14 protein-coding genes are annotated in these 14,703 nt (G+C 64.3%); 5 read left to right on the top strand and 9 right to left on the bottom strand.

Annotated elements, in window-relative coordinates; translation table 11 throughout:
* Positions 1-147 precede the first annotated feature (147 nt).
* The 5 genes from pstS (at position 148) to VA599_RS14760 (ending at position 5,632) form a co-directional block, all read left to right on the top strand.
* A complete protein-coding gene (pstS, locus tag VA599_RS14780) occupies positions 148-1,185 on the top strand; it encodes a phosphate ABC transporter substrate-binding protein PstS (RefSeq protein ID WP_021476494.1) in 1,038 nt (345 codons plus the stop codon).
* Between the two features lie 83 nt (positions 1,186-1,268).
* The gene (gene pstC / locus VA599_RS14775) at positions 1,269-2,231 is read left to right on the top strand and encodes a phosphate ABC transporter permease subunit PstC (RefSeq protein WP_021476493.1); all 963 of its coding nucleotides are present in this window, start codon (positions 1,269-1,271) and stop codon (positions 2,229-2,231) included.
* Between the two features lie 34 nt (positions 2,232-2,265).
* Positions 2,266-3,156 carry a phosphate ABC transporter permease PstA gene (pstA, locus tag VA599_RS14770; protein WP_021476492.1) on the top strand — a complete coding sequence of 297 codons (891 nt, stop codon included), beginning with the start codon at positions 2,266-2,268 and terminating at the stop codon, positions 3,154-3,156.
* Between the two features lie 3 nt (positions 3,157-3,159).
* Positions 3,160-3,933 carry a phosphate ABC transporter ATP-binding protein PstB gene (gene pstB / locus VA599_RS14765; RefSeq protein ID WP_031296183.1) on the top strand — a complete coding sequence of 258 codons (774 nt, stop codon included), beginning with the start codon at positions 3,160-3,162 and terminating at the stop codon, positions 3,931-3,933.
* Between the two features lie 244 nt (positions 3,934-4,177).
* Positions 4,178-5,632, top strand: a complete 1,455-nt coding sequence (locus VA599_RS14760) for an inorganic phosphate transporter (RefSeq protein ID WP_346789271.1) — start codon at positions 4,178-4,180, stop codon at positions 5,630-5,632.
* A gap of 194 nt (positions 5,633-5,826) precedes the next feature.
* On the opposite strand, the gene recG is transcribed toward VA599_RS14760, so the two are convergent.
* The 9 genes from recG to dusA form a co-directional block, all read right to left on the bottom strand.
* Positions 5,827-7,875 (bottom strand): ATP-dependent DNA helicase RecG, encoded by a 2,049-nt coding sequence (gene recG / locus VA599_RS14755; RefSeq protein ID WP_346789269.1) that lies wholly within the window; start codon positions 7,873-7,875, stop codon positions 5,827-5,829.
* Positions 7,876-7,959: 84 nt separating this feature from the next.
* A complete protein-coding gene (locus VA599_RS14750; protein ID WP_021476488.1) occupies positions 7,960-8,391 on the bottom strand; it encodes a DUF2147 domain-containing protein in 432 nt (143 codons plus the stop codon).
* 98 nt (positions 8,392-8,489) lie between these two features.
* Positions 8,490-9,326: a PhzF family phenazine biosynthesis protein gene (locus VA599_RS14745; protein ID WP_021476487.1), complete on the bottom strand. Its 837-nt coding sequence runs from the start codon at positions 9,324-9,326 to the stop codon at positions 8,490-8,492.
* Entirely contained in the window at positions 9,326-9,787 is a 462-nt protein-coding gene (locus VA599_RS14740; RefSeq protein WP_346789266.1) for a DUF4124 domain-containing protein, read from the bottom strand. The genes VA599_RS14745 and VA599_RS14740 overlap by 1 nt, the downstream gene beginning before the upstream one ends.
* Before the next feature lie 132 nt (positions 9,788-9,919).
* Positions 9,920-10,300, bottom strand: coding sequence for a RidA family protein (locus VA599_RS14735; RefSeq protein WP_231179444.1), 381 nt, complete (start codon positions 10,298-10,300; stop codon positions 9,920-9,922).
* Positions 10,300-11,490: a radical SAM family heme chaperone HemW gene (gene hemW, locus VA599_RS14730; RefSeq protein ID WP_346789264.1), complete on the bottom strand. Its 1,191-nt coding sequence runs from the start codon at positions 11,488-11,490 to the stop codon at positions 10,300-10,302. Before hemW ends, VA599_RS14735 begins: the two co-directional genes overlap by 1 nt.
* Positions 11,487-12,080 carry an RdgB/HAM1 family non-canonical purine NTP pyrophosphatase gene (gene rdgB, locus VA599_RS14725; protein ID WP_231152957.1) on the bottom strand — a complete coding sequence of 198 codons (594 nt, stop codon included), beginning with the start codon at positions 12,078-12,080 and terminating at the stop codon, positions 11,487-11,489. The genes hemW and rdgB overlap by 4 nt, the downstream gene beginning before the upstream one ends.
* Before the next feature lie 67 nt (positions 12,081-12,147).
* On the bottom strand, positions 12,148-13,221 hold the full coding sequence (locus VA599_RS14720; protein ID WP_346789261.1) for an ABC transporter substrate-binding protein: 1,074 nt from the start codon (positions 13,219-13,221) through the stop codon (positions 12,148-12,150).
* A 103-nt stretch (positions 13,222-13,324) separates the two neighbouring features.
* Positions 13,325-14,272, bottom strand: coding sequence for a tRNA dihydrouridine(20/20a) synthase DusA (gene dusA, locus VA599_RS14715; protein WP_429838785.1), 948 nt, complete (start codon positions 14,270-14,272; stop codon positions 13,325-13,327).
* Positions 14,273-14,703: the final 431 nt, after the last annotated feature.

Below are 14,703 nucleotides of genomic sequence, written 5' to 3'. Positions count from 1 at the left end.
GTTGGCGCCGATTATAGCGCGCCCTCGCCCGCCGCTCCAATGGGCCTGGATCAAGCATTTACGACTTGTAATATTACTGAAAGATTCAACCGATACGATGGCGGCCATTACAAACGCAGTCCCATCCTTTCGTTCGGGAGTTAAGCAATGAAACAGTCTGTTCGTCTGGCCGCAGTCCTGGGTTCCACGCTTATCGCAGGCTCGGTCTACGCGGCTGACATCACCGGCGCCGGCGCAACCTTCCCCTACCCGCTGTACGCCAAGTGGGCGGCGACCTACAAGGGCAGCACCGGCAACAACATGAACTACCAGTCCATCGGTTCCGGCGGCGGCATCAAGCAGATCCAGTCCAAGACCGTCGATTTCGGCGCGTCCGACATGCCGCTGAAACCGGAAGAACTGGAAAAGTCCGGGCTGACTCAGTTCCCGACCGTGATGGGCGGCGTGGTGCCGGTCTACAACATCCCGGGCGTCGCCGCCGGCCAGATCAAGTTCACTGGCGCGCTGCTGGCAGACATCTACCTGGGCAAGGTAGGCAAGTGGAACGATCCGGCCATCGCCAAGCTGAACCCGGGCGTAAAGCTGCCTGACCAGCGCATCTCGGTCGTCCGCCGCTCCGACGGCTCCGGCACCACCTTCATTTTCACCAACTACCTGTCCAAGGTATCGCCGGAATGGGCGAAGGACGTCGGCTCCAACACCGCCGTCAGCTGGAAGGGCAGCTCGGTGGGCGGCAAGGGCAACGAGGGCGTGGCCAACTACGTGTCGCGCATCAAGGGCGCCATCGGCTATGTCGAATACGCCTACGCCAAGCAGAACAAGCTGGCCTACGGCCTGCTGCAGAACCAGTCCGGCGCCTTCGTGAAGCCGGATGAGGCCTCGTTCAAGGCCGCAGCCGCCAATGCCGACTGGAAGAAAGCGCCGGGCTTCTACCTGCTGCTGACCAACCAGCCGGGCAAGCAGAGCTGGCCGATCGCCGGCGCCACCTTCATCCTGATGCACAAGAAGCAGGACAAGCCGGCGCAGGCCACCGAAGTGCTGAAGTACTTCGACTGGGCATACAAGAACGGCGACAAAACCGCGCAGGAACTGGATTACATCCCGATGCCCGACAGCGTGAAGGGCGTGATCCGCACCAGCTGGAAACAAATCACCGACGGCAGCGGCAAGGCTGTCTGGAACTGACAGGCGACGCTTATACTGTCGCACCCAGGCCGGGGGGAGTTCGCTCTCTCCGGCCTTGTGTCTGAACCATCAAGAATCGGCGCATGCAAAAACTGAGCTATGAGCAGCAGCTGGGACGCCAGCAGCTGCTGGACAAAATCTTCCGGGTGACTACCCGCTGTTTCGCCTTCCTGGTGCTGGCGCTGCTGCTGGGCATCCTCCTTTCGCTGCTGGTCGGCGCCATGCCCAGCATCAAGGGCTTCGGCTGGAGCTTCCTGTTCAATACCGACTGGGATCCGGTGCAGGAGAAATTCGGCGCTGTCGTGCCCATCTTCGGCACCCTGGCCACCTCCTTCATCGCGCTGCTGATCGGCGTGCCGGTCAGCTTCGGCATCGCGCTGTTCCTGACCGAGCTGTGCCCGACCTGGCTCAAGCGCCCGCTGGGCATCGCCGTCGAGCTGCTGGCCGGCATTCCGTCCATCATCTACGGCATGTGGGGCCTGTTCGTGTTCGCCCCGTTCTTCGCCGACCACATCCAGCCGTGGCTGATCGACAACCTGGGCGAACTGCCGCTGCTGGGCTTCCTGTTTCAGGGCGCGCCGATGGGCATCGGCCTGTTCTCCGCCGGCCTGATCCTGGCCATCATGGTGATTCCGTTCATCGCCTCGGTGATGCGCGACGTGTTCGAAGTGGTGCCCACCATGCTGAAGGAGTCGGCCTACGGCCTGGGCTCCACCACTTGGGAAGTGGTGCGCTACGTGGTGCTGCCCTACACCAAGACCGGCGTCGTCGGCGGCATCATGCTGGGCCTGGGCCGCGCGCTGGGGGAAACCATGGCCGTCACCTTCGTGATCGGCAACTCCACCCGCTTTTCCACCAGCCTGTTCGAGCCGGGCAACTCCATCGCCTCCTCGCTGGCCAACGAGTTCGCCGAAGCCAACGGCGACCTGTACATGGGCTCGCTGATCGAGCTGGGCCTGATCCTGTTCTTCATCACCTTCGTGGTGCTGTCCTGCTCCAAACTGCTGCTGCTGCGCCTGAAGAAACAGGAAGGCAAGCCTTCCTGACATGAAAGACGTCACAACGATGAGCCAAGCGACAATGAACGACGCCTTGCGCACCGCCCCCGCATCCGGCCTGAAGCAGGATAGCCTCACTTACCGCCGGCGCCGGCTGGTCAACCGGCTGACCATGGCCGCGTCGATGCTGACCATGGTTTTCGGCCTGTTCTGGCTGTTCTGGATCCTGATCACGCTGCTGCAGCACGGCCTGTCCGGCATCAGCTGGCAGGTGTTCACCGAAAGCACGCCGCCGCCGGGCTCCGCCGGCGGCCTGGCCAACGCCATATACGGCAGCTTGGTGATGACCGCCTTCGGCACGCTGTTCGGCACGCCGATCGGCATCCTGGCCGGCATCTACCTGGCCGAATTCGGCCAGCGCGGCTGGCTGGCGCCCATCACCCGCTTCATCAACGACATCCTGCTGTCGGCGCCATCCATCGTGATCGGCCTGTTCGTGTACGAGGTGTACGTGGTGTCGGTCGGCCACTTCTCCGGCTGGGCCGGCTCCTTCGCCCTGGCCATCCTGGTGATCCCGGTGGTGGTGCGCACCACCGAGAACATGCTGCGCCTGGTGCCCAACAGCCTGCGGGAAGCCGCCGCCGCGCTCGGCGCGCCTCAATGGAAGGTAACGCTGACCGTGACGCTGCGCGCGGCGCAGGCCGGCGTGCTGACCGGCATCCTGCTGGCGGTGGCCCGGATTTCCGGCGAAACCGCGCCGCTGCTGTTCACCGCGCTGAACAACCAGTTCTTCAACAGCAACATGAACCAGCCGATGGCCAACTTGCCGATCGTGATCTTCCAGTTCGCGATGAGCCCCTATGAGGACTGGCACACGCTGGCCTGGGCCGGCTCGCTGCTGATCACTTTCAGCGTCCTCGCCCTGAACATCGTCGCCCGCTGGATGGGCGGCCGCAAGAATCAATCGAATTAAGGCATGACAACCATGACCAGCACCGCCTCCAAGCTCGAGGTCCGCGACCTGAATTTCTTCTATGGCAACTTCCACGCGCTGAAAGGCATCCAGCTGGAGATCGCGCCGCGCAAGGTGACCGCCTTCATCGGCCCGTCCGGCTGCGGCAAATCCACGCTGCTGCGCACCTTCAACCGCATGTACGAGCTCTACCCCGGCCTGCGCGCCGAGGGCGAGATCATGCTGGACGGCCAGAACATCCTGGCGCGCGACATCGACGTCAACCTGCTGCGCGCCAAGGTCGGCATGGTGTTCCAGAAGCCGACCCCGTTCCCGATGTCGATCTACGACAACATCACCTTCGGCGTGAAGCTGTACGAAAAGCTGTCCAAGGGCGAGATGGAAGACCGCGTCGAATGGGCGCTGCGCAAGGCCGCGCTGTGGGACGAGGTGAAGGACAAGCTCAAGCAGTCCGGCAACTCGCTGTCCGGCGGCCAGCAGCAGCGGCTGTGCATCGCCCGCGCGGTGGCCTCCAAGCCGGAGGTGCTGCTGCTGGACGAACCGACATCGGCGCTGGACCCGATCTCCACCGCCCACATCGAAGAGCTGATCCACGAACTGAAAGAGGACTACACCATCGCCATCGTGACGCACAATATGCAGCAGGCGGCGCGGGTGTCCGACTACACCGCCTATATGTATCTGGGCGAGCTGGTGGAGTTCGGCAACACCGACACCATCTTCACCACGCCGCAGAAAAAGGCTACCGAGGACTATATCACCGGCAAATTCGGCTGATTCCACCTTCGAACCCGGCTGGCGCACGCATCGCGCCAGCCGTTTTTCATGCCGTCCGGCTAAGCAATAATGATGACGCCATTTTGTAAAATCATGGACTTAGCCGTCTTGCAACCCTGGGCTGTCAAGAAGATTTTGCCGTTTTCGCAGGCAAAACCACACGCTTTATTTTTTTTTTATAAAGACTTGACGGCCATGGCGCGGAACACAACAATCCCGCCTTTACGATAAACGCTGACTCGCCATGCTGGACCTGTTTTCCGGGCTCGATACCCATGTAGCCATCACTTTGATGCTTTCTCTGGGCTTCGTGCTCGCCTTTGAGTTCATCAACGGTTTTCACGATACCGCCAACGCCGTCGCCACCGTCATCTACACCCAGTCGATGAAGCCGCGCCTCGCCGTGTTCTATTCCGGCGTCTGCAACTTCCTCGGGGTGATGAGCGGCGGCCTGGCCGTCGCCTACGCCATCGTGCACCTGCTGCCGGTGGACCTGCTGATCTCGGTGAACACCAGCCGCGGCATGGCGATGGTGTTCGCCCTGCTCGCCGCCGCCATCCTGTGGAACCTCGGCACTTGGTATCTGGGCCTGCCGGCGTCCAGCAGCCACACGCTGATCGGCGCCATCCTCGGCGTGGGCGTGGCCAACAGCTTCATCAACAACACCTCGCTGTCGCACGGCATCAACTGGGGCAAAGCGATCGACGTCGGCGCCTCGCTGCTGGTGTCGCCGATTGCCGGCGCGATGATGGCGGGTCTGATCGTCATCCTGCTGCGGCGCTTCCGTCCACGCAGCAACGTCCATAAAACGCCGTACCAGCGCCAGCAGGTGGAAGGCCGCAAGCATCCGCCGTTCTGGACCCGCTTCATGCTGATCGTATCGGCGATGGGCGTCAGCTTCGCCCACGGCTCCAACGACGGCCAGAAGGGCGTGGGCCTGGTGATGCTGGTGCTGATCGGCATCGTGCCGGCTAAGTTCGTGCTGAACCTGGACAGCACCCCGTACCAGCTGGAACGCACCCGCGACGCGGCGCAGCACCTGCAGCAGTTCTACCAGCGCCACGAGGCCGATCTGTCCAAGATCATCGTCAAGTCCACCAGCACCAGCCAGTACGAGTGCCATCCACAGCAGACCGTGGCCACCGCTGACCAGTTGCTGAAACTGATGGGCGACGGCAACGACTACCATACCCTCAGCGCTTCGCAGCGCTGGGACGTGCGCACCCAGCTTTTGTGCCTGGACGACGCCGCCAAGAAGGCCGCCGATCTGCCCAAGCTGTCATCCGACGACAAGCAGCTGCTGAGCAATCTGCGCAAGGATCTGACCACCACCACCGAATACGCGCCCACCTGGGTGATCGTGGCCGTGGCCTTGGCGCTGGGCATCGGCACCATGATAGGCTGGCGCCGCGTGGTGAAGACCGTGGGCGAAGGCATCGGCAAGAAGGACATGACCTACGCCCAGGGCGTGGCCGCGCAGACCACCGCCGCCGTGTCGATCGGCCTGGCCAGCTGGTTCGGCTTCCCGGTGTCCACCACCCACGTGCTGTCCAGCGGCGTGGCCGGCACCATGATCGCCGACAAGGCCGGCCTGCAGATGAGCACGGTGCGCTCGATCGCGCTGGCCTGGCTGTTCACGCTGCCGGCCTCGATGGGCCTGGCCGCCGGCCTGTACTACCTGGCTGCGCACTGGTTCTGATCCACAACGCCCAAACGCAAAAGCCGCTCGATGAGCGGCTTTTTTCATGCTTGATCCAAGTCAACGGAGCTGCTGTCCGCGCTTGAACGAAAAATTCATTGATTGCTAATATACGCCTGCTTCATTAATGGTTTCTTTTGTTTGCAGCAATCCTCCCTCGCCGCCGCGATTTCCCCCAATCGCGGCGGATTTTTTTACGCCTTGAGGAATTGCTCGCGGCCGGCCAGCCAGCGCTCCAGATGCGCCTCGGCCTCACGCGGCCAGCGCTCCAGCAAAACCGGCGCCAGATCGCGCGCCGCCTCCAGCAGCGCCTGATCCTGTTCCAGATCGGCGAAGCGCAGCATAGGCAAGCCGCTCTGCCGCGCGCCCAGAAACTCGCCGGGACCGCGGATCTGCAGATCCTGGCGGGCGATCTCGAAACCGTCGGTATTCTCGTAGATCACCTTCAGCCGCGCCTTGGCCAGATCGGACAAGGGGTTCTCGAACAACAGCACGCACACGCTCCTGGCGCTGCCCCGCCCTACCCGGCCGCGCAACTGGTGCAGCTGGGCCAGGCCCATGCGCTCGGCGTGCTCGATCACCATCAGGCTGGCGTTGGGCACATCCACGCCGACCTCGATCACCGTTGTCGCCACCAGCACGTCCAGCTGGCCCGCCCCGAACGCCGCCATCGCCTCGGCCTTTTCCGCTGCCTTCATCCGGCCGTGCACCAGGCCGATGCGGCGGCCCGGCAGATCCTGCTGCAAATGCTGGTGGCAGTCGACGGCCGTCTGCAGTTGCAGCGCCTCGGACTCCTCGATCAGCGGGCACACCCAGTAGGCTTGGTTGCCCTCGGCGCAGGTCTTCTCGACGAACTGCACCACCTCGGCGCGGCGCGGGCTGCCGATCAATTTGGTGACGATGGGCGTGCGGCCCGGCGGCAGCTCGTCTATCGCCGATACGTCGAGGTCGGCGTAGAAGCTCATCGCCAGCGAGCGCGGGATCGGCGTGGCCGACATCATCAGCTGGTGCGGCTCCTCGCCCTTGTCCTGCAGCGCCAGCCGCTGGCCGACGCCGAAACGATGCTGCTCGTCGACGATGGCCAGCCCCAGCTTCTGGAACGCCACGTCGTCCTGGAACAGGGCATGGGTGCCCACCGCCAGCCGGCATTGGCCGGAGGCGATCTCGTCCAGCGCTTGCTGCTTCGCCTTCTTCCTCAGGCTGCCGGACAGCCAGGACACGCCTATGCCCAGCGGCGCCAGCCAACCGGACAACTTCAAATAGTGCTGCTCGGCCAGGATTTCGGTCGGCGCCATCAGCGCCACCTGATAGCCGGCCTCGATCGCCGACAGCGCCGCCAGCGCGGCGACGATGGTCTTACCGCTGCCCACGTCGCCCTGCAGCAGCCGGTGCATCGGATGCGCCTGCCGCATGTCGGCGCGGACCTCGTCCAGCACCTTGCGCTGCGCCCCGGTGAGCTGGAATGGCAGATGGGCCAGCAGTTTCTCGCTCAGACTGCCATCGCCGGCGATACGCGGCGCGTGCCCGAGCCGGCGCGCGCGGTAGGCGAGCCGCATCGACAGCTGCTGCGCCAGCAATTCGTCGAATTTCAGCCGCTGCCAGGCCGGCAATTGCGGATCAGCCAGCTGCGGCGCCGACCATTCCGGCGGCGGCAGATGCAGCAGGCGGATGGCGTCGGCGAACGGCAGCAGCGCCAGCGGCGCCATCAACGGCGCCGGCAGCAGCTCGTCCAGCCGCTGCGATTTCAACTCGGCGTGCACCAGTTTACGCAGCACCGGCTGGGTCAGGCCGTTGACCGTCGGGTAGACCGGGGTCAGGCTGTCGGCCAGCGGCGCGCCCTCGCGCACTTCGCGGGTCTTGGGATGGACCATCTCGTCGCCGGCGAAGCCGCGGCGGATCTCGCCCAGCGCGCGCACTCGGCTGCCCTCGGCGAACTGCTTGAGCTGGCTGGGATAGAAATGGATGAAGCGCAGCAGCAGCGTGCCGCTGCCGTCCTCTATCTGCACCCTGAGCTGCTTGCGCGGCTTGTAGCTGACCTCGTGCGCGGTGACGGTTCCCTCCACCAACGCCGGCTGGCCATACGGCGCGTCGGCGATCGGATAGATGTGGGTTTCGTCCTCGTAGCGCAGCGGCAGGTGCAGCACCAGGTCGAAGCGGCGGCGTATGCCCAGCTTCTCCAGCTTCTTGACCAGCGCGGCCGGCGCCGCCGGCGGCTGGTTGGCGAGATCGATCGGGGAATTCATGAGTAGCGATTGTACCCAACAATGAGAAAGGCGGAAGCGGCTCGCGCCGGCTTCCGCCTTTCGATGGACCTGGCGTCCGTCGGCTTACTGCTGGCGTTCCCACACCTGAGTGCGGAAGAACGGGCCGATGTAGCCGCGCACGCGCAGCTTCTTGCCGTCGTCCATCAGCTTGGCGCCGGAGGTGTAGATCTTGCCGGACTTCGGATCCAGGATCTGGCCGTCCGACCATTCCTCTCCGCTCTTCTTCAGGCCCCACAGGATTTGCATGCCGTTCACCGACTTGCCCTTGTTGGCGCCGTCGCACTTGTCGCATACCGCGTCCGGGTGCAGGTAGAGCTTGATCACCTTGCCGGTCAGCTCGCCGTTGGGCGCTTCGTTGATCTGCACCAGGGCCTTGGCCTGCTTGGTTTCGTCGTCAATGGTCTTCCACAGGCCGGCGGCGCTGCCGGCCAGCGCCAGTTGGCTGACCAGGCCCAGCGCGGTCGCGAGGCAGGCGGCTTTGGCGATTCGGATCATGATGTTTTTTCCTCGTCTCGTTTGTTATGAAACAACAGTTTGGAGTAGCGGCTCTAGGATGCCAATAGCGGGCAGGCCAGTCAAGCCGGGCGACGGTATCAGCAGCGCAGCTCGCCCTCCCCCAAGAACTTCACCCTGCCGCCGACGGCTATCGAGCCGGCCGCATCCACATCCAGATAAAGCACGCAGGAACGCCCCATCGCCTCGCCCTGCTCCACCCGCCACGACAGCGGCGCGAGCCCATTCCGCGCGCACCAGCCGCCCAGATTGGCGCAGGCGCTGCCGGTGCCGGGATCCTCCAGGACCGCGCCATCCTGCTCGAAGAACAAGCGCACGGTGGCGACGCCGCCATCCTGATGCCAGACGTAGGCTACACCGTTGCCGGGACACCCCGCCGCATGCCTGGCGAACAATGCAGGATCGGGCTTCGCGCGCAGCACCGCCTCGCGGCTGGAGAGGCCGATCAACAGCTGTTCGCTGCCGGCATCCACCCATTGCGGCGCATGCCGCACATCTCCTTCGGCCAGACCCAGCATCGCCTCGGCCTCGCCGGCGCTGCAGCCGGACCGGACCGACGCAGGCAGCGCCCGCAGCCGGAACACGCCGTCGACGTGTCGGATCGGGATCAGGCCGGAGCGGGTCCGCAGCGTGAAATCATCTCCCAGCTCCCCGCGCCCATGCAGCACCGCCGCGCAGCCCAGCGTAGGGTGGCCGCCGAAGGATAGCTCGCTGCCAGGCGTGAAAATACGCAGGCTGGCGACACAATCGGCGTCTCCGGGCAGCAGGAACGCGGTTTCCGACAAATTGAACTGCCGCGCGATCAGCTGCATGTCGTCGTCCGACAAACCGGCGGCATCAGTGAATACCGCCAACGGATTGCCGCCGAAGCGTTGCTCGGCGAACACGTTGACGATCTGGAATCGGTAAGCGCCCATCAATCCTCCTTGTATAGATGGCAGGCGCGATCCTGCATTTGATCCTCCACCTTGGCAAGACGAAGTTTCACGCGCTCGGCCTCCTGCAGCGGCTGCCCGCGGCGCAGCTTAGCGTCCAGCGCCGCCCGCTTGGCGTCCAAGCGGCGGCAATGCTCGCGCTCGGCCAGCCATTTCCTGCGCTGCGCGCTTCGTTCGCGCAGCTCCGCCTTGGCATCGGCCTGCCGGCTTTTGTCGCGCAGGTCCGACCATTGCCGCAATTGCTCGCGGTAGCGCTTCGCCGTCTGGCCGCCATCGTTCTGCTCTATCACGCTGAACGGATGCCTATCCATTTCCACTGTCTGGCTGCCCGCCGGGCATGGCTGCTGGCCATATACCACGCTGCCGTCGACGCTCCTGCACTTGAATACTTCGGCCTGGCAGTTCATCGCTCCCAACAGCAGGCAACACAGCGCGTATCTCATATCGCTCTTCCTTCGCGGATATCGCCGCAACATGCCAAAGAGCCGACGGTTTGAACACTGGCTGCTCGGCCATCTGCTGGACAGCAAAAAGCCCCGGTTTCCCGGGGCTTCTTCATCGCGGACGCGGCGCGCTTACAGCACCAGCACCGCTTCGGCTTCCACCAGCACGCCCTTGGGCAGGCTGGCCACGCCGACGGCGGCGCGGGCCGGGAACGGCTGGCTGAAGTACTGGCCCATGATTTCGTTGAAGGTGGCGAAGTTGGACAGGTCGGTCAGGTAGGCGTTGAGCTTGACGATCTGGTCCAGGCTGCCGCCGGCTGCCTCGCACACGGCCTTCATGTTCTTGAATACCTGGTGGGTTTCGGCGGCGAAGCCGCCTTCCACCACGGCCATGGAGGCCGGGTCCAGCGGGATCTGGCCGGACAGGTAGACGGTGTTGCCGGCCTTGACGGCTTGCGAGTAAGCGCCGATCGCGGCCGGAGCCTTGTCGGTGTGGATAATTTCCTTAGCCATTATTCATCTCCTTCTTTGAGGAACAGGGTGAGCAAATCGTTGAGGAAGCGCTGGCCTTTCAGCGTCGGGCGCAGGATGGCGCCATCGCCCTCCAGCAGGCCTTGCGCCTGGGCATCGTCCAACTGGCGGCGGATCAGCGCCAGCGGCAGCCCGGTGCGTTCCTGGAACAGGCGGCTCTCGAAGCCGCCGGTCAGGCGCAGCAGGTTCATCATGAATTCGAACGGCAGGTCGGCGCGGGCAACCTTTTGACTGCTCTGCAACGGCGCGCCGTCCGCCACCGCCTTCAGATAAGCCGCCGGCTGCTTGTGCCGCATCTGGCGGACGATGCCGGCGTGGCTGCTGATCTTGCCGTGCGCGCCGGCGCCGATGCCGACGTAGTCGCCGAACTGCCAGTAATTGAGATTGTGGCGGCTGTGGCGGCCGGGCTTGGCGAAGGCCGAGGTTTCGTAATGGTCGAAACCGGCCGCCTCCAGACAGGACTCTATCGCCTCCTGCATGTCGGCCGAGACTTCGTCGTCCGGCAGGTTCTTCGGCGTTTGCGCCGCGAACATCGTGTTCGGCTCTATCGTCAGGTGGTAGGCCGACAGATGGGTGATGCCGTAGGACAGCGCGGTATTCAGATCGGACAGCGCCTCGTCCAGGGTCTGGCCCGGCAGCGCGTACATCAGGTCCAGATTGACGTTGTCGAAGTGGGTCAGCGCGATCTCGACCGCGCGCTTGGCTTCGTCGCCGTCGTGGATGCGGCCCAGCGCCTTCAAGTGCTTGGGATTAAAGCTCTGGATGCCGATGGACAGCCGGTTGATGCCGGCCTCGCGGTAGCCACGAAAACGCTCGATCTCGAAGGTGCCGGGATTGGCCTCCATCGTGATCTCGGCGTCCGGATGCAGCTTCATCCGCGCCCGCACGCCGGCCAGGAACGCGTCCATCGCCTGCGGGCTGAACAGGCTGGGCGTGCCGCCGCCCATGAAGATGCTGGTCAGCGGCCGGCCCCACACCTCGGGCAGCGAGTATTCCAGATCGCGCAGCAGCGCGTCGACATAGGCCATCTCGTCGAAGCCGTTCTTCGGCTCGTGCGAGTTGAAGTCGCAATACGGGCACTTGCGGATGCACCACGGGAAGTGGACGTACAGCGCCAAGGGCGGCAGCTCGCGCAGGCCGCCGCTCAGCGCCGACAGATCAATCACGCTCATGCCAGCGCCTTGAGCTTGGCCATCAGCGCGGCCAGCGCCTGGCCGCGGTGGCTGACGCGGTTCTTCTCGACGGCGTCCAGCTCGGCCACGCTGACGCCGTGGCTGGGCAGGAAGAAGTAAGGATCGTAGCCGAAGCCGCCTTCGCCTGCGGCCTCGTCGCGCACCTCGCCCAGCCAGATGCCGTCGGCCACCAAGGGCTGCGGATCGTCGGCGTGGCGCACCAGCACCAGCACGCAGTAGTACCAGGCGCGGCGGTTGGCCTCGCCCTGCAGCTTTTCCACCAACAGCGCGTTGTTGCGCGCGTCGGACTTGGGCTCGCCGGCGAAACGGGCCGAGTACACGCCCGGCGCGCCGCCCAGCGCTTCCACGCAGATGCCGGAATCGTCGGCCAGCGCCGGCAGGCCGGTCAGCCGGCTGGCGTGGCGCGCCTTCTCCAGCGCGTTTTCCAGGAAGGTGTGGTGCGGCTCCGGGCACTCCGGCACGTCGAAATCGCGCTGCGGGCGCACGGTGACGCCCAGCTCGGCGAACAGCGCGCCGAACTCCTTCAGCTTGCCGGCGTTATTGCTGGCGAGAACCAGTTGATCGAACATTTCTTCGCTCTTTCTATCTTGTGGGTGCGGCCGAACCGGCGCGATGGCGTCCGGCCAGGCCGCCAGCTTAGCGGCTGACCTTCACTTCCGTCCACATCCGCGCCAGGGCGCGGCGCTCTTTCGGCGCCAGTTCGCGCAATACCGTCCATTTCTTCGCCTGCTCCGGCGTAGGATTGATCACCGGGCTGGCTTTCAGATCGGCGCGGAAATAGGGACTGGCGGTCGCCACCGGATTGGTCGCGCCATTGAGGTTGGTCAGCTGCGCCGCGTTCTGGCCGTCCAGCATGAAATTGATGAACTGGTGAGCCAGATCCGGCCGCCTGGCGCTGGCGGTGATGGCCATGGTGTCCACGCCGATCTCATTGCCCTCGCGCTGCGGCACATTGCCGATATGGAAGGGCCGCTTGGTCAGGCGGGCGTCTTCGCTGGCCTGGAAGAATTCGGTGGAGTAACCGAGCGCCACCCAGATATTGCCGACCGCCAGTTGCTTCAGATAGCTGGCATTGGAGAAGGCCGCCCAATACGGCTTGGCGCGCTTGATCACGTCGCGCGCGGCGCGCATGTCGGCGTCGGTCGCCTGGTTCGGGTCCTTGCCCAAGTAGAACAGCGCGGCGGCGAATACCTCGCGCGAGCTGTCCAGCACCGTCACCTTGCCCTTGATCTTCCGCAGCACATTCGGATCGAAGATCACCGACCAGCTGGAGGGATCCACGCCCAGTTGCTTCAGCTTCTCGACGTTGTAGCCGACGGAGGTGAGCGACAGCACGGTGGGGATGGTGTAGCGGTTGCCCGGATCGTAGCTTTGCGACAGATAGGCCGGCTCCACGTTTTTCAGATTGGGAACCTGTCGGTGGTCCAATGGTTGCAGCAGCTTCTGCTTAGTCATCGCCTGCACGACGAAACTGGACGGAAACACCATGTCGTAGCCTTTGGCGCCGGCGGCCAGCTTGGCCAGCATTTCCTCGTTGTCGCCGTAATAGTCCTGCACCACCTTGCAGCCACAGCGCTTCTCGAACTGCCTGACGATGTTGTCGGACAGCGAGCCGCTCCAGTTGTAGATGTGCAGCACGTCATTGGGACCGGCCCAAACCAGGCCGGAAGACAGCGACAGGGCGAGCATCAGCTTTTGCAACTTTTTCAATTGGGATCCACCTCCAGACAGTCATGCCGGGCATGACAACAATGACAAAAGGCGGCCGGGGCCGCCTGGCGCAGACAGCCGCCCGTCGGCGGCCATCGGATAATCAGGCGCGGGGGCCGGCCAGCGTCGCCTCGTAGGCCTGGCGCAGCAGGCCGGCGTCGGCGCCGTCCAAGAGCTTGGAGTCGGACAGCATACGCCGCCAGTTGCGCGCGCCAGGCAAGCCCTGGAACAGGCCCAGGATATGGCGGGCGATGTGGCGGACATTGCTGCCGTCACCCAGGCGCGCCGTCACATAGGGCATCATCGCGTCGACCACCGCCGCGCGCTCGGGGCCGGCGGCCTCGTCGCCATAGAACAGCGCATCCCATTCCGCCATCAGCCACGGGTTGTGATAAGCCTCGCGGCCGACCATCACGCCGTCCACGTGCTTCAAATGCTCGGCGATCTCGGCGTTGGTCTTCACGCCGCCGTTGATCAGGATTTCCAGATCCGGCCGCTCCCGCTTCAGGCGGTAGACGTAGTCGTACTTCAGCGGCGGGATCTCGCGGTTTTCCTTGGGGCTCAGGCCCTTCAGAATGGCGTTGCGGGCGTGGACGATGAAGGTGCGGCAGCCGGCCTCGGCCACGGTGTCGACGAATTCGCGCAAGTAATCGTAATGCTCGATCTGGTCGATGCCGATGCGGTGCTTGACGGTGACGTCGATGTCCACCGCGTCGCGCATCGCCTTCACGCAATCAGACACCAGCTTGGGCTCCGCCATCAGGCAGGCGCCGAAAGCGCCCTTCTGCACTCTTTCCGACGGACAGCCGACGTTAAGGTTCACTTCGTCGTAGCCCCACTCGGCCGCCAACTTCGCGCACGCGGCCAGCTCGGCCGGCTCGGAGCCGCCCAGCTGCAGCGCGATCGGATGCTCGGCCTCGTCGAAACGCAGATGACGGGCGACATCGCCATTCAGCAGCGCGCCGGTAGTCACCATCTCGGTATACAGCCAGGTATGGCGGGTGATCTGGCGGGCGAAATAGCGGTAGTGGCGGTCGGTCCAGTCCAGCATCGGCGCCACGCTCAGGCGGCGGGATGGCAATCTCGCTGAACTTCCTTGGCTGACGCGGGTTTCAGCGCCATTGGGTGCAATCTTGTTACTGTTCATTCCGGCCGATTTTAGCCTGTTTTCGTCGCTTGGGCGCTGCCACAAGCGCCTCTTGCTTCCGGCATGCTCGCCACAAACGCTCCATCGCGCCGGGATTCCCGGGACATGGCAACGACAACTAAGCAGTTGAAAAAAAACGAGGAATTATCCTATCCCGCCCAAGTTCGGGTCAAGCGCCGGGACGAGATAATTCAGCGATGTCCATGTCCTCTGGGCCTGCGCCGCCCGATAGGCGCCGGCTTGAAGCCGAAACCCAGCCTTGGCTCCCGCTCGCAGGAAAGAAGCGCGGATGCCCAACGCCGGGCACCCTTTGGTTCCTATCCTAAATTTTCCTT

Source organism: Chromobacterium indicum (assembly GCF_039708975.1).
Taxonomy (GTDB): domain Bacteria; phylum Pseudomonadota; class Gammaproteobacteria; order Burkholderiales; family Chromobacteriaceae; genus Chromobacterium; species Chromobacterium piscinae.
The sequence above is the reverse complement of the archived record's forward strand: the minus strand, read 5'-3'. Positions and strand labels throughout refer to the sequence as shown.